Here is an 18729-nt window from a genome sequence, read left to right as displayed (position 1 = left end):
CCCGCGGCCGGTCCGCGGGGCGCCCCTTCGCGTCGTGTGCTCCGGACGTCAGAGGGTGGTCACGTCCAGCTCGCCGTCCGCGTACTGCTTGCGCACGACCTTCTTGTCGAACTTGCCGACGCTGGTCTTGGGCACCGCCGTGATCCGCGTCCACCGCTCCGGCAGCTGCCACTTCGCGATGCCGCCCTCGGCGCCCAGGAAGTCGCGCAGTTCCTCGAAGCCGGTCGCGGCTCCGTCCTGGAGGACCACCGCGGCCAGCGGGCGCTCGCCCCACTTGTCGTCCGGCACGGCCACCACGGCGGCCTCGGCGACCTGCGGGTGGGCCATCAGCGCGTTCTCCAGCTCCACCGAGGAGATCCACTCGCCGCCGGACTTGATGACGTCCTTGGCCCGGTCGGTGAGGGTCAGGAAGCCGTCGGCGTCGATCACGCCGACGTCACCGGTCTTCAGCCAGCCGTCCTCGCTGAACTTGTCGTCGGGGCGCAGTGGCGCGCCGTCGGGGCCGTTGTAGTAGGCGCCCGCGATCCACGGGCCGCGCACCTCCAGCTCGCCGGCCGAGACGCCGTCCCAGGGCAGGCGCTCGCCGTTCGGGCCGGTGAGGCGGGCCTCCACGCCCGCCGGGAAGCGGCCCTGCGTGGTGCGGTAGGCGAACTCCTCGTCGGAGCCCGGCTCGACGTGGGCCGGCGGGCGGGCGACCGTGCCCAGCGGGGAGGTCTCGGTCATGCCCCAGGCGTGGACGACCCGCATGCCGAACTCGTCGAAGGCCTTCATCAGCGCGGGCGGACAGGCGGCGCCGCCGATGGTGACCTGGGTGAGCGTGGAGACGTCGCGCGGGTTGGCCTTGAGCTCGGCCAGCAGGCCCTGCCAGATGGTGGGGACGGCGGCGGCGTGGGTGGGCCGGACCGTCTCGATCATCTCGGCGAGCGGGGCGGGCTGCAGGAAGCGGTCCGGCATCAGCATGTTGACGCCGGTCATGAAGGTGGCGTGCGGGATGCCCCAGGCGTTGACGTGGAACTGCGGGACGACGACCAGGGAGGTGTCGCTGTCCGTCAGGGCCATCGACTGGCTCATGTTGACCTGCATGGAGTGCAGGTAGATCGAGCGGTGGGAGTAGACGACGCCCTTGGGGTCGCCGGTGGTGCCGGAGGTGTAACACATGGCGGCGGCCTGCCGCTCGTCCAGCCGGGGCCAGTCGTAGCTGCCGGGCTTCCCCGCGATCAGCGCCTCGTACTCGTGGACCCGGACGCCCGCGCCGTCCAGCACGGAGGTGTCGCCGGGGCCGGCCACCACGACGTGCTCGACGGTGGGGAAGTGCGGCAGCAGCGGGGCGAGCAGCGGCAGGAGGGTGCCGTTGACGATGATCACCTTGTCGGCGGCGTGGTTGACGATCCAGGCCAGCTGCTCGGCGGGCAGGCGGAGGTTGAGGGTGTGCAGCACCGCGCCCATCGACGGGATGGCGAAGTAGGCCTCCACGTGCTGGCAGTTGTTCCACATGAGGGTGGCGACCCGGTCGTCGTCGCGGACCCCCAGGTCGTCCCGCAGGGCGTGGGCGAGCCGGGCCGCCCTGCGGCCCACCTCGGCGAAGGTACGGCGCTCCGGGGCCCCCTCTCCGGTCCAGGTGATGACCTCCGAACGACCGTGGACGGTCGTGCCGTGGGCCAGGATTCGCGAGACCGTCAGCTCGACGTCCTGCATCGTGCTCTGCACCGGTGCCTCCCCGGGGAACGCGCGTCATTACGCGTGGGTAAGTTTCCGCAGATTCTGCCTAGCGGGAGGCGCTCCCGTCACTACCCGGCGGGATGCAATTCGGGGTCTTTCCGCAGCTTGACCAGTGCGCGGGAGAGTGCGGACTTCACGGTGCCCACCGAGACACCGAGCAGTTCGGCCGTGCGGGCCTCGCTGAGGTCCTCGTAGTAGCGGAGCACCACGATGGCGCGCTGCCGGTCCGGGAGGCGCAGGACGGCCCGCCACAGGGCGTCGCGCGTCGCCTGCCGTTCGGCCGGGTCGACCGGTCCGGCCGCTCCGGCGATGGCGTCACGGGGCTCGGGCAGGGTGTCGCTGGGGAACTCGTCGACACGGCGACGGCGCCACTGGGAGGTGCGGGTGTTGACCAGAGCACGGCGGACGTAGCCGTCGAGGGCCCCGTGGTCGGCGATGCGGTCCCAGTGGAGGTAGGTACGGGCGAGGGCGGTCTGGAGCAGGTCCTCCGCGTCCCCGGGGTCGTTGGTCAGCGACCGGGCGGTGCGCAGCAGCACCGGCCGACGGGCCTGGACGTACGACGAGAAGGAGGCGTAGGAGGTCGCGCGCGGCGGTGGCGGTGACGTCCTGGCGGTCATGTACTCACGCTAGGAGCGGACGGCACGCGGCGGATCGGCCACAGGGCCCGGGCATCGTCCCCCGCAGGGCGGAGAGAGGGGGGCGGCCCACCTCCTGAAGACTGAGGGTGCTCTAAGGGTTCCCCCAGGGATGCCGGGCGCGGGCCCATGGGCGGGCGGGCCGGTGACGTCGCCGTCCGCGCGGCACAGGTGCGGCAGACGCGCGTCACGTCCGGCGGTGTGCGGCACGTAGGGCACACGCAGGGCGGACAGACGGCACACGCGGGGCGGGCGGACGGCACACGTGCGCGCGACGGTGTCCGAGGCACCGTCGCGCGCACGCGAATCCCCATGAAGCACGCTCCGTCCGCGACCGCCGGGCCCTAGCGCTCCGGCGGCCGCGGCACCCTCACCACAGACCTCCCCGGCCGGCCTCGTATCCCTCGGTGGACCGCGTGCCCACCGGGGGACCGCCGCCGCGCGCCGCCGCGTCGCATACGCGGGCCGTGCGGGTGGATGCCATCTGGTTCCTCCTTAGTGGGTGGGCCGACACGAACACCGAGTCACGAGAAGGGCTGATTCCCTCCGGGCCGGCGAACCGCCCCGTCGGACGGGGCGGTTGACCGGACCGTCCCGCTGCTGCGTTCCTCGCCCCCAGACATGCCCAGCACATCCCGGGCGAACCGCCCGGTGCGGGCGGTTCGCTCGCAAGCGTGACGGGCCGCCGATAAACCCCCGAGCGGGAACATTCCTCCGTGGCCGCACCGCTCCGCCGACCGTCACGTGCGCCCATGCCGCGTCCCCCGCGGTCCACGGGACGGGAGGGGGGTTCGCCGGCGGGCGCCGACGGGTGCTGCCCCCACCCGAAGTGTCGCGTCACCACCAGTGAGGCCGCGCGTGCGGACCGCTTGGCTACAGGGAAGACAGGACGTCCTGGGAGGGGCCATGCATCGCACGCGGAGAACCGCAGCCGTCCTACTCGCCGCCGCCGTCGCCGTGGTGGTCGGCATCGCGCCCGCCGGCGCCGCGGCGGGGGGCCGCACCGGGGGCGACCCGAGCCCCGTACAGCGGGAGTTGACGGCCCTGGTGACCGGGACGGGGGTGCCGGGGGCGGTCGCGCACACCGGGCACGGCCGCCGGGGTGAGACGTACACCGCGGGGACCGCCGAACTCGGCAGCGGGCGGCCGATGGTGGGGGCGGAGGGGCGTTTCCGGATCGCCAGCGTCACCAAGTCGTTCACCGCCGCGGCGGTGATGCGTCTCGTCGCGGACGGCGACCTGCGGCTCGACGACCCGGCGGGGCGCCACGTCCCGCAGCTCGCGGAAAGCGGCGTCACCGTGCGGCAGTTGCTGAAGCAGACCAGCGGTCTGGCGGACTTCGGTGAGCTGGTGGACTGGACCCGGCCGGGTGGCTACACCCCGGAGGAGTTCCTGGAGCTCTCCCTGCGCCTGGGACAGGAGTTCGCCCCCGGGACCGACTGGGGCTACTCCAACACCAACTACCTGGTGCTCGGCCTGGTGATCGAGCACGTGACGGGCGAGGACTTCCGCGTCCACGTCGAGCGGACCGTCATCGAGCCGCTGGGCCTGCGCGACACGTACTGGCCGGCGCCCGGCGAGCTGGGGCTGCGCGGCCCCCACGCGCGCAACTACGGGTACCACCCGGCCCGTCCGCAGGACGGCGTGGTGGACGTCACCGAAATGCCGGGGTACGAGTTCGGGGCCTCCGGCGGTCTGGTGTCCACCCCGGAGGACCTCAACACCTTCTGGGACGGGCTCCTCGGCGGTCGGCTGCTGCCCGGCTGGGCGGTCCGGCTCATGACGCGGGACACGACCGACGTCAGCGACCACGGCTATCCGGAGGGCAGCCGTTACGGGTACGGGGTGCGGAGCAATCCGCTGAGCTGCGGCGGCGAGTACTGGGGCCACCTGGGCGACCTGCCGGGCGACTCGGTGGTCGCGGGCCGCGCGAGCGGTGGGCGCGGCGCGGCGACCGTCTACATCACCTCCCACCATGCCCTGGACCCCGCTCGCGGTGAGCACCTGCTGGCGGCGGTGGACGCGGCGCTGTGCGTCAAGGGCCACCCGAACCGCCCCTGACGCGGTCCGTCCGACGCCGCGCCCCGCCAGGGCCGTACGGCACGCCCCCGCGGTGTCACCGCGGCGATCACCCGGCGGAGCCGCCGCGGGCGCACCGCGAGGCCGCCGCCACCCTCACCGCATGGCCGCCTACCTGTTCAAACTCCTGTGGGGACTCGCGGTGTTCGTCGGCGGCAGCCTCCTCGCCTCGAACGTCGGCGGGGTGGCCGACCGCTACCGCACCGAGTTCCATCTCTACGGTCGACTTCCCCCGAGTTCGTTCGTCACCCGCGTCCTCGGGGGCGTCTTCTCCCTTGCCGGTGCAGCTGTACTGATCTCCTGTACGTGACCGACAGCCGACCGCAGGGCCGGTCGAGGCCGCCCCTGCCGGTGCCGGTGCCGGTGGGCGGGGACGGTCATGCGCGGCGCGGTCGCGTGCCGGCGGGCCCGCGCGCGGACGACCGGCCCCGTCGGCGCAGGACCACGCCGGTACAGGCCGCGACGACGGCAAGGCCGGCCAGCACGCGGACGAGCGCGTCGACCGACGGGGAGAGGTACTCCGACGTCGCGCCGTCCGCGTAGACGCAGGCGTTGCGCAGGGGCCAGTACTCCTGCTCGATGCGTGCCAGGCCGGCGCCGGAGGCGCTCCGGCTCTCGCACATCTCCGGGAACGGGCCGCCCAAAGTGACGGACAGCCAGCCGTAGCAATACACGGCTGCCGCCAGGGAGCCGAAGACGACGGTGAGAGCCGCACAGAGCCTGGACGGGGGCAGGGGCGGGAACCTCAGCATCACGACGACGACCACGATGCCCGCCACCGCGGCAGCCAGACCGATGAGCAGCAGCACGCCCGCCGAAGGCACCATCACCCTGCCCCCTCCTCGTCCGGATCACGAAGCCTGTCGATGCAGGCGATCGTGCCCCACCCGCGCCCGGTCCGACGGAGAATCACGAAGAACACCGGATGACCACGGACCACGGACCACGGCCTGCGGACATGAGAGCGGCCCCCGACCCGGGATATCCGGGTCGGGGGCCGCTCTCGCTGTCTCAGCGCGAACACATCAAGGAGTTCGGCACAGCCGAGGACGGCCGCCTCTTTCGCGCCGCGGGGCGGCCACCTGCTGTCGAAGGAGTACGGCGACCTCTGGAAGGCCGCGCGACGCACCGTCCTCAGCGAACCCGAGGCCGCCTCACCACTGGCGAGCGTGCCGTACTCCCTGCGCCATGCCGGCGTCTCCCTGTGGCTGGAGTCCGGCGTCTCCCCGGCCGAGGTCGCCCGCCGCGCGGGCCACAGCATCGCGGTGCTGTTCCGCTTCTACGCCAAGGCCATCCACCGCAGCCAGGACCAGGCGAACTGGCAGATCGAGCAGGCGCTCGCGTCGGCGCATCGACCGTGAGGCCTGTCAGGCATCTGACCGAAGCTCTTCCGCTGAGCTCCAGTCCGAGGCCGACATCACTGGGCAGTTGGCGGATGTGTACTCGTCCGCGACGCTGAAGACACTCCCGCAGCGCGGGCATTCCGCTCGGCCGAAGAGATGGGTGATGCCCTCGGCCAGAGTGGCCTGCGCGTCGCGGACGCATATGTCGTGCATCCATCGGCCGGTGCCCGAAAGTTCTTCAGCAGGCGCCGGCCTCAGGTCGCGCCGGTCCACGTCGCCCAGGTCCCAGTCCCTGATCGCGGAGTAGCGCCCGTAGCCGCCGATGGCGATCGTCACCGCCACGGCGCAGTGCGGGCACACCACCTCGTAGAAGTCGTCCGCGAAGTCGCCCACGACGGCACTCCAGTGGTACTGCCCTTCCGTCGCGAGCAGGCCGAGGAAGGTCACGAGATAGTCGTCCGGCCGTGACCGCAGGTGCCGGTCCAGCACGCCCCGAAGTTCAGCGATCGCATCGGCACAACCTTCCAGCAGAGCGTCACAGCCATAGCTCCCCGCCGCACACCGGACGATCACCGCGGCCAGACTCCGTGCCCGCGCGTTTCGCTGCGCGAGACGGATTAGGCGGGGCAGCGCGGCAAAGCTGGCGGGGAACACCATGCTGTCCTCGAGGACGAGCCGGCGGTCCAGCTCTTCCCATGCCTCCGCGTCGTCCTCGCGCTCCACTCGCGCCAGCAGTTCGGGGACGCGATCGACATCCCCGAAGCAGTCATGCACCTGCGCCCAGTTCACCACCCGCGCATTCAACCGCCACTGGACCGTCTGCGGGCGCGGGACCGAGATGTGGTCCACTCCTGGTCCACCAGCCCTGGTCAACGCTGGGACACCGGCGGATCACGGTGAGACAGCCCGCACGCAGAAGGGGTACCCCGACGACCGGGACACCCCTTCTGACCTGTGCTGTCTATGACCTCGGCGGAGGCGGTGGGATTTGAACCCACGGTGACATCGCTGCCACGACGGTTTTCAAGACCTTTCGCGCCTCAGCGCCCCGCAGGACATCAGGCGAGGTCAGGCGCCTGCCGGAGCCTCCACCGGGCCGTCATCGTCACCATCGTGCCCCTTGCGTGCCCCAAGGTCATCGCCGTGCCCGTTGAACCAGGCGTCCGAGGCTACCGCCACCTGGTCGTCGCGGCCGGCCACCGGGCGAGCGTAGTGTCGGGTCGTCACACTCGCGTTGGAGTGGCCGAGGCGGCGAGCCGCGGTCATCACGCCGTACTTGTCCGCCACCCATGTGCCGTGTGAGGCCCGCAGGTCATGCGGAGTGATGTCGGTGAGGCCAGCTGCGGCAACGGCCGGATCGAAGTACGCCTTGCGCCACTGGTTGTACCGCAACGGCTTCCCGGCCGTGGTGGTGAACAGCAGGACGTCCTCACCGGGAGGCAGAGTCACCAGGTAGGCGGTCAACCGTTTGATGAGCGAGGGGGCGACCCGGATCAGCCTCTTCTGGTGAGACTTCGGGGTGTCGAAGACGAGGGAGCCGTTCGCTTCCGACAGGTTCTCGTCCACCAGGACCAGGCCGCCGGCCTCGTCGACGTCTCCCCGTCTCAGCGCAAAGGCTTCCCCGACCCGCAGACCGGCGAAGGCGAGCAACGCGATCAGCAAGTCATGCGGAGGCCGGGCGCTCCGAATGATCCGGAGAGCCTCGACCGGGGTCACAATGTGCGGCTCGGTCTGCGGCATGCGCGGCAGGCGCACTCCCCGACACGGAGACTGCGTGATCAGACCATTGTCGACCGCAGCGGTCATGATCTGCGATAGGACTCGGTACGCCTGGCGGATACGCGAGGCACTGAGCCCCTTGGTGCGCATGCTCGCTACCCACTCGGTCACCGTGATCGGCCGCAGGCTGGTCAACGCCCTGTCCCCTAGGACGGGCACGATCTGCGACCGGATCAAGGAGCGGTACGACGCCTGAGTCTTGTGCTTCAACTGCGGAGCCACGGCGGCCAGCCATCGGTCCGCCCAGTCCCGAACGACGGTTTGGCCGGCCTCAGGATCGATCCAGCGGCCCTCCTCGATCTCGATGCGCTTCCTGGCCAACCAGAGATCTGCATCCGTGGAGGTGGCGAACGTCCGGTCGGCCGGACGCAGGATGCCGTCAGGCCCCGGGTAGCGGGCCTGGTAGCGGCCCGAGGGGAGCTTTCGGATCCGCCCAAAGCCACGGCGTCCGGCGCGTCGACGTGGAGGCATCAGGCAGCCCTCCTCAGCCCGGTACGGCCCAGGGTGACCGGCTGGACAGTGTGCTCGGTGATGAAGGCCGACACCGCACTCTCGGGGATGCGGACATGGCGGCCCACCTTCACGAAGGTGATCCGCCGTTCTTCGATCAGCCGTCGTGGGAAACGCACGGTGGTGCCGAGCCGTTCGGCCACTTGCTGGACGGTGAGCAGTCGGTCCACGGGTCACCACTCCCCTTCGGTGTGGTCGGGCAGGTTGGCGAGTTCTTCGCGGGCTGTCGTGCGGTTGTCTCGGATCTCGTGGGCGATGGATGCGGCGAGCCACGACTCACCGGGGGTGTGGCCCTGCCCGGCGTAGGTCCAGTGGGCGAGGACGAGCGTGGAGCCCTCCGAGTCGTCGCCGAGTTCGGGCAGGCCGCGTTCGCGGCGTTCCTGCCGGGCTCGGTAGTCGGCGCGGGTCTGGCGCAGGGCGCCGAGGGTGGTGGAGTAGCGGCGGGACTTGGTGGAGAAGTGGCCGCGGAAGCCGAGCATGTGGGCCCAGCGGGCGAGGAGCCGGTCCGGGTAAGCGGCGTCGAGCGTCCAGCAGGCTTCGATCAGCCGCCGCGTGTGCAGGGGCAGGCCGGGAAGCTTGTCCAGCTCCGCCAGCTCGCCGATGCGGCGGTCGACGGTGCCTGTGGTCTCGGCGGCTTTGGTGGCGTACTTGGCGACGTAGGAAGCCACGGCCTCTTCGGTCAGTTCCTCCCGACCAAGAGCACCGATGGGCTGCACGTCCACCTGCGATCCCCACCGCAGGGACCGGGCAGGCTGGTCATCGGCAGCGGGGACCAGGACCACGACGCGGGCAGCCGCAACACGGATCGCGGCATCGAGGAGGGCGACCGTCGCCCACACCGGCGGAGGCGAGTCCGGGCCGCCGGGGCCGTCGAGGCGGACGACCGCATGGAAGTGCACCGCCCCGCGCTTCTGGAACTCGGCGACCTTGCCGAAGGAGACCCGGCACAGCTCCCGCAGCTCCGCCTGGGTGATGCCAGCGAGGCGGGCGACCTCACGGCGCAGGTAGATGGTGAAGCGCCGCCACAGGTCCCCGGCGTGGTTGTTCCATAGCACCGCCGACGCGTAGTCGTACCGGCCGGGGTCGAGGGCGGTGCCGAGGAGCGGGTCACCCTCCGGATGGGCAGCACTGCAGCGGCAGCGGCCGGAGTCGGGCCGGTTGTGGACCGGACCGAACGAGGGGGCGGTGAGCGTGGCGAAGACCCGCGGATGCTCCCTCACCCCGACAGACACGTACTTGCGCTCGTCGCCGGTGATCCCGGCCCGGATCAGGTGGTAGGTGTCCCCTGCGTAGGTCCAGGCGCAGGAGGGGCAGCGGGAGGCCCGCCGGTTGCCGCAGGCGACCCGAAGGCGTCCGCCGGGCTCGTCCTGCGTGCTGTAGGAGTACAGGACATCGCCGGTCTTGGCGTCGCGAGTGACCGTCGAGCCCGTCAGATGGATCGGATTGGAGCAGCCGCCGGTACGGCGAATCTGCTCCTGCCAGCGGTCGAAGCCCGGAGTGTTCACCACCCGCAGTAGATCGGCCAGGGTGAGCGGATCGGTTCCCACGGCCGCCGCCACATCAGCGACGGCAGCCGGGGGAACGGGCAGGTGGGTCACGCGGCCACCGCACCAGCGAGCGCGGCCAGCGGCTTACCCGTCTCCCAGTCGAAGGGCACCGCCACCGGGCAGCACTCCTGACCGCGGGCGTTGTGGACCAGGACACCAGTCCCGTCGATCTTGGCCCAGTGGGCACCACCGGGCACACCGCACGCCTGGCACGGCGAGGGGACGACTACGGCGTCATCACTGCGGGACAGAGGGGCGGACAGCGGAGCCGGATGCGAGACAACGAGCGTCACGGGCATGATGGAAGTCCCTTCGTGGGAGCGAAAGCGGCGACTTGACTTGGCGGTTGGGCGCCGCTTTCTGCTGCGCGAAGAGGGGATGACCCTCTTGCTCAACTTGTTGGTACAAGAAGTCTGAGGGGCGCCGAGGTCAGCGTCAAGCGATTCGGCGACACATGTACCAACAAGTTGACCGAGTAAGTCATGATGGAGGCATGAGCAAGCAGCCGAAGTACCAACAAGTGGCCGACGCCCTGCGCCGGGAGATCGACAACGGCACCTACGGGCCCGGCTCGCGGCTGCCCTCTGAAGCCGAGCTGTCGGCCCGCTTCGATGCCTCGCGGAACACGGTCCGCTCAGGACTCAACCTGCTAGTGAGCCAGGGCCTCATCTCCTCGAGCCAGGGACTCGGGTACGCGGTGCGGAAGCACGAGGTCTTCAAGCTCAACGCCTCCCGCTTCGAGAACCTGAACTTCCCGCAGAACGGCGACGCGTACTCGACGGACGTCACAAGCGCCGGCCGCCGTCCTCATCAGACGTTCCGCGTGGAGGTGACCACCACTCCAGGGCACATTGCCGAGCAGCTGAAGGTGGAGCCGGAATCCCGCGCCGTACTGCGGTTCTGCCACCGCTTCGTGGATGACGTCCCGTGGTCGACCCAGGCGACCTACTACCCAGACTGGCTTGTCCAGGAGGCCCCGCGGCTGACCGAGCCCGGAGATATAGCGGAGGGCACCACCCGGTACCTCTCCAGCCTCGGCATCGAGCAGGTGGGTTATGCCGACGAGATCCTTACGCGGATGCCCACCCCCGAAGAGGCCCGCTTGCTGGAGATCGGCGCAGGCGTGCCAGTGCTCATCTGGACCCGCACGGGCTACTCAGGAGAGCAACCCATCAGGTACACGATCACGACCTTCCGTGGTGACCTCAACCGCATGAACTACGAGATCGGCGATCTTTCCGCCCGAGACGAGAACGAAGCCAAGTGAGGATCACCAGCGCCACACCTGCCGACCTTGACCGACTGCTGTCCTTCCGCAGGGAGGCAGCGTCCTGGCTCAGTACGCTCGGCAGCGACCAGTGGAGCCGCCCTTACCCGGCGGATCGTCTGCTGGCCACGATCAATGCGGGGACGGTCTTCATGCTCCGGGACGGAGAGCACACCGCCGCGACGATCACCCTCACAGCAGAAGCCGAAGACGGGCTGTGGTCGGAGGCCGAGCTGGGAGAGCCGTCGATGTTCGTCAACAAGCTGACCGTGACTCGGGATTACGCCGGCCGGAACCTCGGCGGCAGGCTCTTGGACTGGGCCGGTGATCGTGCCTACCGGGCCTCCGCCAAGTGGCTTCGCCTGGATGCATGGACGACCAACACAGGGCTTCAGCAGTACTACTTGGATCAGGGCTTCGAACATGTGAGGACTGTCCTCGAAGGCAACGCCGTCAACGGCGGACCGAGAGTCTCCGGGTGGCTTGCCCAACGTCCTACACGGCCAGCCGAGCACGGTTTCACCGACGAGACGCCCAGCCCCGAAGCGCTGACCATTTGAGCTGTTACGGGTTTCTCTACCTCATCAAGCACCCGCGCACAGCGCGGGCGCGCGCCGCCTTTGCGGCGCGGCCTGCCTCCTGTCTTCGCCCCGGCTGGCCGCGCCCGGCGGCGCGCTGCGTGCATGCGGGCAAGTTGAGGAAGTCATCCGTAGCTAAAAGACATGCCTCCGGCGGGGGATCGGCCGACGCCGGGATGGCGGGGGCGCCGCTGCCGAGTGCCGGCCGAGTGTGGCGAGCGTAGGGAGCTCCCATCCCGTGTGCCGTCGACCCAGGCAGAGCCGAGCAGACACGGCACCTGGCGTCCAGGTCGTTCGTACAGTGGCGCGCTCCACCTGGACGCCAGGCACCGCGCCTGCTCCACGGAGTGTGGGTCGACGGCACACGGGATGGGAGCTGGAGGTAGTGGGTGGTTGAGGAATCCACGCGTCGAACGCACGCTGCTGGAGAGCGAGTTGGCCCGCACGTTAGCGCTAGCTGCTACGCTTCTCATCAGCCAAACACAGAAACGCCGAAATACCGTGGAGTGTTCACCCGGCCAAGGGCTCCACGGTTCGGCTTCATCCCCAGGAGATCAACATGTGCGATCACGCACCTGCCGACAAACCCGGAAGTGACTACAACCTACCCGCTAACATCTTGCAGTGCAATATGGATGAGAGTGGGGTGTGCTTTTCTTGCCGGCACACAGCCGAAACGGCAGGTCCGACCCTCAACCCCCGCACTCAGCGGGCTGTGGCGATCCTTCGAGTGGTCGGAACAGTCGCTGTGCCACTCCTCCAGTGCGCTGCACTCGTGATCCCGCTGCTGTAGTCACCTAGATCGTGTGCCCCCTCCGTGCCCCAACGGTCGGGAAGCCACGGGGAATGGCAGTCACCTACGGGTGTACGAGCAGAGCAACGGCCCCTGACCGTACTTGCTGGTCAGGGGCCGTTCTCACTGCTCATTGGGCGGAGGCGGTGGGATTTGAACCCACGGTGACATCGCTGCCACGACGGTTTTCAAGACCGTTCCCTTCGGCCGCTCGGGCACGCCTCCCCGCGTCGGGCACGCCCGGCGCGGGGACAAGAGTAACGGGTCCGCGAGGGGGCCGTGTCAGGTCAGTTGTCCCCGACGCGGGAGCCGAGGGTGACTTCGACGGTCTTCTCCCTGCCGTCGCGCTCAAAGGTCAGCTCGACCTTGTCGCCCGGCTTGTGGGTCCAGATCTCGCCGATCAGGGCCGGCCCGCTGTCGATGGCCTTGTCGTCGAAACGGGTGATCACGTCGCCGGGCTCCAGGCCCGCCTTGGCGGCCGGGCCGCCGGGCTCGACCGCGCTGTCGCTGTCGCCGACGATCCGCGCGCCGCCCTCGCCCTCGGTCATGGTGACCGAGGCGCCGATCTTGGCGTAGACCGGCTCGCCGGTCTTGATCAGCTCCTGGGCGACGAACTTGGCCTGGTTGATCGGGATGGCGAAGCCGAGGCCGATGGAGCCCGCCTGGCCGGTGCCGAAGCCGCCGCTGGCCGACTGAATGGCGGAGTTGATGCCGATCACCGCGCCGTCCGCGTTGAGCAGCGGGCCGCCGGAGTTGCCGGGGTTGATGGAGGCGTCGGTCTGCAGGGCGCTCATGTAGGAGGCCTTGCTGCCCGCGCCGCCGTCGCTGGAGGCCACGGGGCGGTTCTTGGCGCTGATGATGCCGGTGGTGACGGTGTTGGACAGGCCGAAGGGCGCGCCGATGGCGATGGTCGGGTCGCCGACCGCCACCTGGTCGGAGTCGCCCAGCGCCAGCGGCTTCAGGTCGGACGGCGCTTCCTTCAGCTTGATGACCGCGACGTCGTAGCCCTGGGCGTGGCCGACCACCTCGGCGTCGTACTTCTTGCCGTCGGGGAAGGTCGCGGTGACCTTGCCGTTGTCGACGGCCTCGGCGACGACGTGGTTGTTGGTGACGATGTGGCCCTCGGTGTCGAAGACGAAACCGGTGCCGGTGCCGCCCTCGCCGCCGGAGTTCTGGGCGTCGATGGTGACCGTGCTGGGCAGTGCCGCGGCGGCCACGCCGGCCACCGATTCGGGGGCGCGCTGCACGCTGCCGCCGCCCGCGGAGACGACGGTCGAGCCGCTCGAGTCTGAGCCGGCGAGGCCGAAGCCGATGCCGCCGCCGATGCCACCGGCGACCAGCGCGGCCACCAGCACGGCTGCGATCAGGCCGCCGCGGCCCTTCTTGCGGGGCTGCTGCGGGACGGGCTGCTGCAGGGGCGCGGTACCGCCCCAGCCGCCGTCGTTCGCGTAGCCGGGAACGGCCGGCGGGGGCCAGGCCCCGACGGCCTGCTGCGTGGGCGCGGGGTACGGCTGGCCGTCCTGCGGGTGACCGGGGTGCGGCTGGCCCGCGTACGGGTGACCGGCCTGCGGGTGAGCCGCTGCCGGCTGGCCTGCTGCCGACTGACCCGCTGCCGGCTGGCCCGCGTGCGGCTGCGCCGCGTACGGGTGACCGGCCTGCGCCCCCTGAGCGCCCTGCGCCGCGTCGGGCGCGGGCGGAGGCGGGGAGGCGGGAGCCGCGGCGGGCTGCTCGGTGGGGACCGGCGGCAACTGCTCCGTCGGGGCGTTCGCCGCGGGCGGGGCCGCCGGGACGGGCGGCACGGGCCGGTCGGCTGCCGGAGGAGCAGCGGGAGTCTCCTCCGACGCCGGCGGGGCGGACGGGACCGGCGAAACCGCAGTGCCCTCGTTCTCGCTGCTCACAGCTCTTCTCCTCGATCCAGGCTGGTGTTCGGGTGGGATGCGTGGCATCCATCCGTCAGCTTTTCCCACAGGGCGTCAGAGCACGATAAGCCGTGCTCGGCCTGGGCCCGGCATTCTTTACCACGGACATTCGTCACAAATGGGATGAGCATTCCATATGTATGCCTGATCGCGCTCCTCCGAGCGGCTCCCGCCCGCCCGCCGGGGGTGTCACCATGGCGCCGTGACGAACGCATCGCAGCAGCGCATCCAGGTCGTCGCCCACCGCGGCGCGTCCGAGGCGGCACCCGAACACACCCTGGCGGCCTACCGTAAGGCCATCGAGGACGGCGCCGACGCGCTCGAGTGCGATGTGCGTCTCACCGCCGACGGTCACCTGGTCTGCGTGCACGACCGCCGGATCAACCGCACCTCCAACGGCCGCGGCGCGGTCTCCGCGCTGGAACTGGCCGATCTGGCCGCCCTGGACTTCGGCTCCTGGAAGAACCCCGAACAGTGGCACGGCCACCCGGAGGCCCCCGAGTGGGAGCACCGGCCGGAGGACCGGGAGGCCACCTCGGTCCTCACCCTGGAGCGCCTGCTGGAGCTGGTGAGCGATGCCGGGCGGCGCGTGGAGCTGGCGGTCGAGACGAAGCACCCGACCCGCTGGGCCGGGCAGGTCGAGGAGCGGCTGCTGCGGCTGCTCAAGCGGTTCGGTCTGGACGCCCCGGCCTCCCCGGAGGAGTCGCCGGTGCGGATCATGAGCTTCTCCGCCCGGTCGCTGCACCGGGTGCAGGCCGCCTCTCCCACCCTGCCGACCGTCTACCTGATGCAGTTCGTCTCGCCGCGACTGCGCGACGGCCGGCTGCCCGCCGGGGTGGGGATCGCGGGGCCGTCCATCCGGATCGTCCGCTCCCATCCGTCCTACGTCGAGCGGCTGCGGCGATCCGGTCACCGGGTGCACGTCTGGACCGTCGACGACCCCTCCGACGTGGCACTCTGTGCCGATCTCGGGGTGGACGCGGTGATCACGAACCGGCCGCACGCCGTGCTGCGACAGCTCGGCCGCTGACCCGTTCCCAGGCCCGGGAACGGCCTCCGGGAACCCGTGGCGGAGGCCTTCCGGGGAGTGCACCGGCGCACCCGTCATGTCGCCGGTCGGGATGAATGCGTCGCCCTGGACGTACCGGGCGGTTTCCGCCGCAGATCAAGGGGGCATCCACACCCTGGCGTGGGGAGAAGGAGGTCTCGGGGGTGGCGTTGATGGTGGCACAGGAGGTGCCCACGTCGTCGAGCATGGCCGTTCCGCACGGTCCGGCCGGCGTGGGCAGGGCCAGACACCGGATGCGGGACCAGTTGCGCCGGGGCGGAGTACCCGAACCGGTCATCGACGACGCGGTGCTGATCCTGTCGGAGTTGTTGAGCAACGCCTGCAAGCACGGGCGGCCGCTGAGCGGTCCCGCGGACGGCCAGGTGCGGGTCTCCTGGCGGATCGACACGAGCGGCGGACTGACGCTGGAGGTGACCGACGGCGGCGGCCCGACCCGCCCCCGTCCGGCCACACCGTCGGTCACGGCCCACGGCGGCCGGGGGCTGAACATCATCACCTCGCTGGCCGACGACTGGGGTGTGCGGGACGGGATGGCCGGCGAGGTCACGGTCTGGGTGGTGGTCCACCGGGACGTCCACGATCCCGACGCGGGCCGTCACCGGGAGGACTTCGCCGCCCGGGTCGCCGCGCCGCGCCTTCCGGCGGTCGCCGGGCTCGCCGACCTCGACCTGGCCTTCCCGGACCCCTTCGACGAGCTTCCCTGAGGCACTGTGCCACGGCCATCTGCTACGCGCGTCGACCAGTGGCATATGGCATGCGGGGGTGCAGGCGTGCCGCGTACGGGCCATGACGCCCCGTCGGCGGCCGTGGCGGGACGGAGAACGGTTAGGCTCGCGGCCGAAGCACGAGCAGACCAGCCGCACCCGGGAGACACCCCATGGCCAAGAAGCGTCCCCAGACGAAGGGCGCGCGCCCGCAGCGCGCGGCCGGATCCCAGGTCGACGACGGGAACGTCCCGGTCGTCGGCGCCCGTGAACCCTGCCCGTGCGGCAGCGGCCGCCGCTACAAGGCCTGCCACGGCCGGGCCGCGGCCCAGGCGGTGACCGAGCTGGTGCAGCGTCCGTTCGAGGGACTGCCCGGCGAGTGCGACTGGGTGGCGCTGCGCGAACTGGTGCCCGCCGCCACCGTCGAACTGACCCTCAAGGGCGGCCTGCCGGAGGGCGTCCCGTCCGTCACGCTGGCCACCGTCCTGCCGATGGCCTGGCCCGCGCTGCGCCGCGACGACGGCTCGGTCCTGATCGGCCTGCAGAACGACACCTCCTCCGGCGACCTCAGCCGCGACCTGGCCGATGTCCTCGGTCAGGCCCTGGAGACCGCGCCGGGCAACCCGGTCACCGGCCGTCGCGCCCTGGCCGGCGGTCCGCGCCTCCAGGACCTGCTCGACCTGGACGCCCCGTTCGAGCCGGTGGTGCACACCGGCTTCGAGTTCTGGGTGCCGGACGCCTCCGCCGCCACGACCGAGGTCAAGGCATCCCTGGAGCGGGCCAACGAGGCCGCCGTGCCGACGGTCAAGCTGACCGGCGTGGACGCGGCCTACTGGTGCGAGACCCCGGACAAGAACCACCTGCGCTGGGTCATGCCGCACGAGGAGGAGCACCTGCTGGACGCCCTGGCCCGGCTGCACGCGGCCCGTCGCACCGACATCGGCGAGGGAACCCGCCTGGTCGGCTCCTTCCGCGCCCACGGGCTGGTCGTACCGGTGTGGGACCTGCCGACCGGGGTCACCGCGGAGGACGTCGAGAAGCCCGCCGCCGAGTTCGCCGAGCGGCTGGCCGAGGCGCTCGCCGACGACTCGCCGCTGAGTGCCGACGAGCGCCGGGCCCGCGGTGGACTGACCAACCGTCAGGTGACGCTGAGCTAGCGCGGTACCGCGCCGTCGCGGGACGCCCGGCCGGGCGTCCCGCGGCATTTCCGGGGCGGCCGAAAGCACCGCGACCGAATTTGCCAACGGGCGATCTCTTGTTAACGTTCGAGTAGCCCGGTTGCTGGTGCATCCCCCGTCGCCAGCAACCGGGTCTTCGCATGTGAGGCCCGCTCCAGGAGCACCGCCGGGGCGGCGCCCCGCGAGGGCGGACCCCGGGCGCCTACGCGTCGGGCGCGCCGACACCCGGCCGGGTGAGCGCGGTGACCGCGGCCCCCACCACCCGCTCCACGTCCGGCAGCCACGGCGCGGCATCGCCCGGCTCCGGTTCACGCACCCAGCGCACCCGGCCCTGACCGGTCACCGACGGCGGCAGCGCCAGGTAGCCGCCGTGCCCGTGGAAACGGAGCGAGCCGGGCACCATGTCCTGGGCGTAGAGGAGTTCACCCAGCCGCTCCAGCGAGTACGGCCGCACCAGCAGCGCCCACCGGGTGGGCGAGGCGACGACGGGACCGAGCCGCACCCCCTCGCGGTCCAGCTCCGCCACCGCACGGGCCGCCGCCACCGCGGGAAGACTCACCGCGCAGGGCGCCGCGCCCTGCCCCGTGGCCAGCAGCACCGGGGCGTTCGGCCGCTCACCCCACCACCAGCCCACCATGCGCGCGTCGTGAGTGGCCGCCAGCAGCCCGGGCTCGAAGGGGTGCGCGCCCGGGAACGGGCAGTCCGGGTCGGGGCAGGAGCATCCGCCGCGGCCCCGCGGGCCGGGAACCGCACCGGGGACAACCGGCCAGCCCCAGCGGGCGAGGCCGGCGGCCGCTTCGGCCGTCGCGGCCTTCCCGCCCGTGGCGGCGGGCCGTCCGGCGCCGTTCCCCCCACCGCCACCCGGCCGGCGTCCCGCCGCGGCCGGGCCGCTCCCGGGGAGCAGGCCGGACAGGAGCGACAGAAGCCTGCGTCGCTTTCCGAGGATCTCGCGCATGGGCGCTCGTTCCTTTCCGTTGCACGCTGGCAACACCGAGGACTGCATCACACCATGTGTCGATCACTGCACTGTGCTTACGTAACCGCCGTGCTTACGCAACTGCCGTGCGCACGTGACTGCCGTGCATACGTAGCTGCCGTGCATGCGTAACTGCCTGTGCACACGTAACTGCCGTGCTCGCGTACCTACCGCGCGTTCGTTCCCGTGCGTGCCTGCGGCACCTCACCGGCCCTGGCATGGGCAGGGAGCGCACGCCGAGCAGTTGCTGCTCCGCGGCCGTGGTGCGCCCATCACAAGCATGGGCATGGCGCGGGGTGGCGAATGTCGGTTTCGCCGTTCCTCGTCGCTTCGGTTACGCGCCTGTCGGTCGCGCACGTACGGGTGTTGCTCCGCCGCGGCGAATGCCACGGCAACGCCACTTTCGGACACCGGTTCGACCGTCAACCATGACCACGCGAAGAACGGGTCACCGGGTTCCACGCCGCCCGCTCCGCGCCTCCGGCTCTCTCACCAGTAGGTACCCCACAACTCCGAGGTGACGCGCCGCGGGGCGCATCCCTATACGACCGCACCCCTGGAGGGCCACGGCGTTTTCCGGACAGAGTTCCTCATGACCCCTCCCGTCACGCCCGTAGCAGGCGCACCACGGGC

18 protein-coding genes and 1 tRNA gene are annotated in these 18729 nt (G+C 71.1%); 8 read left to right on the top strand and 11 right to left on the bottom strand.

Annotated elements, in window-relative coordinates:
* Positions 1 to 48 precede the first annotated feature (48 nt).
* On the bottom strand, positions 49 to 1707 hold the full coding sequence (locus tag GBN72_RS22605; RefSeq protein ID WP_164540803.1) for a long-chain fatty acid--CoA ligase: 1659 nt from the start codon (positions 1705 to 1707) through the stop codon (positions 49 to 51).
* Positions 1708 to 1787: 80 nt separating this feature from the next.
* Positions 1788 to 2336 carry a SigE family RNA polymerase sigma factor gene (locus tag GBN72_RS22600; protein ID WP_151773683.1) on the bottom strand — a complete coding sequence of 183 codons (549 nt, stop codon included), beginning with the start codon at positions 2334 to 2336 and terminating at the stop codon, positions 1788 to 1790.
* Positions 2337 to 3260: 924 nt separating this feature from the next.
* Here GBN72_RS22600 and GBN72_RS22595 point away from each other — a divergent pair.
* Positions 3261 to 4415 carry a serine hydrolase domain-containing protein gene (locus tag GBN72_RS22595; RefSeq protein ID WP_151773682.1) on the top strand — a complete coding sequence of 385 codons (1155 nt, stop codon included), beginning with the start codon at positions 3261 to 3263 and terminating at the stop codon, positions 4413 to 4415.
* Positions 4416 to 4536: 121 nt separating this feature from the next.
* The gene (locus GBN72_RS22590; protein WP_246212764.1) at positions 4537 to 4743 is read left to right on the top strand and encodes a hypothetical protein; all 207 of its coding nucleotides are present in this window, start codon (positions 4537 to 4539) and stop codon (positions 4741 to 4743) included.
* Between the two features lie 67 nt (positions 4744 to 4810).
* Here the strand turns inward: GBN72_RS22590 and GBN72_RS22585 are convergent, their stop codons facing one another.
* A complete protein-coding gene (locus GBN72_RS22585) occupies positions 4811 to 5260 on the bottom strand; it encodes a hypothetical protein (RefSeq protein ID WP_151773681.1) in 450 nt (149 codons plus the stop codon).
* Between the two features lie 342 nt (positions 5261 to 5602).
* Here GBN72_RS22585 and GBN72_RS35915 point away from each other — a divergent pair, with 342 nt between their 5' ends.
* Positions 5603 to 5794, top strand: a complete 192-nt coding sequence (locus GBN72_RS35915) for a site-specific integrase (RefSeq protein ID WP_281371853.1) — start codon at positions 5603 to 5605, stop codon at positions 5792 to 5794.
* A 6-nt stretch (positions 5795 to 5800) separates the two neighbouring features.
* Here the strand turns inward: GBN72_RS35915 and GBN72_RS22575 are convergent, their stop codons facing one another.
* The 5 genes from GBN72_RS22575 to GBN72_RS34250 form a co-directional block, all read right to left on the bottom strand.
* On the bottom strand, positions 5801 to 6625 hold the full coding sequence (locus GBN72_RS22575) for a hypothetical protein (RefSeq protein WP_151773680.1): 825 nt from the start codon (positions 6623 to 6625) through the stop codon (positions 5801 to 5803).
* Positions 6626 to 6844: 219 nt separating this feature from the next.
* On the bottom strand, positions 6845 to 8026 hold the full coding sequence (locus GBN72_RS22570; protein WP_151773679.1) for a tyrosine-type recombinase/integrase: 1182 nt from the start codon (positions 8024 to 8026) through the stop codon (positions 6845 to 6847).
* Positions 8026 to 8235 carry an excisionase family DNA-binding protein gene (locus tag GBN72_RS22565; protein ID WP_151773678.1) on the bottom strand — a complete coding sequence of 70 codons (210 nt, stop codon included), beginning with the start codon at positions 8233 to 8235 and terminating at the stop codon, positions 8026 to 8028. Before GBN72_RS22565 ends, GBN72_RS22570 begins: the two co-directional genes overlap by 1 nt.
* Before the next feature lie 3 nt (positions 8236 to 8238).
* Entirely contained in the window at positions 8239 to 9612 is a 1374-nt protein-coding gene (gene repSA, locus GBN72_RS22560) for a replication initiator protein RepSA (protein ID WP_174887177.1), read from the bottom strand.
* Between the two features lie 47 nt (positions 9613 to 9659).
* Complete coding sequence (locus GBN72_RS34250; protein ID WP_164540801.1) at positions 9660 to 9809, bottom strand: hypothetical protein; 150 nt, start codon at positions 9807 to 9809, stop codon at positions 9660 to 9662.
* A 296-nt stretch (positions 9810 to 10105) separates the two neighbouring features.
* On the opposite strand from GBN72_RS34250, the gene GBN72_RS22550 reads away from it, so the two are divergent.
* Both GBN72_RS22550 and GBN72_RS22545 read left to right on the top strand, forming a co-directional pair.
* Positions 10106 to 10879, top strand: coding sequence for a GntR family transcriptional regulator (locus GBN72_RS22550; protein ID WP_151773675.1), 774 nt, complete (start codon positions 10106 to 10108; stop codon positions 10877 to 10879).
* Complete coding sequence (locus GBN72_RS22545) at positions 10876 to 11439, top strand: GNAT family N-acetyltransferase (protein WP_151773674.1); 564 nt, start codon at positions 10876 to 10878, stop codon at positions 11437 to 11439. Before GBN72_RS22550 ends, GBN72_RS22545 begins: the two co-directional genes overlap by 4 nt.
* Before the next feature lie 949 nt (positions 11440 to 12388).
* Here GBN72_RS22545 and GBN72_RS22540 read toward each other — a convergent pair.
* Positions 12389 to 12475 (bottom strand) — tRNA-Ser (locus GBN72_RS22540).
* Between the two features lie 62 nt (positions 12476 to 12537).
* On the bottom strand, positions 12538 to 14148 hold the full coding sequence (locus GBN72_RS22535; RefSeq protein ID WP_151773673.1) for a S1C family serine protease: 1611 nt from the start codon (positions 14146 to 14148) through the stop codon (positions 12538 to 12540).
* A 223-nt stretch (positions 14149 to 14371) separates the two neighbouring features.
* Between GBN72_RS22535 and GBN72_RS22530 the strand changes: the two genes are divergently transcribed.
* From GBN72_RS22530 to GBN72_RS22520, 3 genes are all read left to right on the top strand, one after another.
* Positions 14372 to 15199 carry a glycerophosphodiester phosphodiesterase gene (locus tag GBN72_RS22530; protein ID WP_151773672.1) on the top strand — a complete coding sequence of 276 codons (828 nt, stop codon included), beginning with the start codon at positions 14372 to 14374 and terminating at the stop codon, positions 15197 to 15199.
* Positions 15200 to 15294: 95 nt separating this feature from the next.
* Positions 15295 to 15942 carry an ATP-binding protein gene (locus GBN72_RS22525; protein WP_151773671.1) on the top strand — a complete coding sequence of 216 codons (648 nt, stop codon included), beginning with the start codon at positions 15295 to 15297 and terminating at the stop codon, positions 15940 to 15942.
* Between the two features lie 173 nt (positions 15943 to 16115).
* Positions 16116 to 17099, top strand: coding sequence for a DUF5926 family protein (locus GBN72_RS22520; RefSeq protein WP_151773670.1), 984 nt, complete (start codon positions 16116 to 16118; stop codon positions 17097 to 17099).
* A 223-nt stretch (positions 17100 to 17322) separates the two neighbouring features.
* On the opposite strand, the gene GBN72_RS22515 is transcribed toward GBN72_RS22520, so the two are convergent.
* The gene (locus GBN72_RS22515; RefSeq protein ID WP_151773669.1) at positions 17323 to 18075 is read right to left on the bottom strand and encodes a bifunctional DNA primase/polymerase; all 753 of its coding nucleotides are present in this window, start codon (positions 18073 to 18075) and stop codon (positions 17323 to 17325) included.
* Positions 18076 to 18729 lie beyond the last annotated feature (654 nt).

The organism is Streptomyces abyssomicinicus, from assembly GCF_008974245.1.
Classification (GTDB): Bacteria; Actinomycetota; Actinomycetes; order Streptomycetales; family Streptomycetaceae; genus Streptomyces; species Streptomyces abyssomicinicus.
This window is presented reverse-complemented; position numbering and strand designations above follow the sequence as displayed.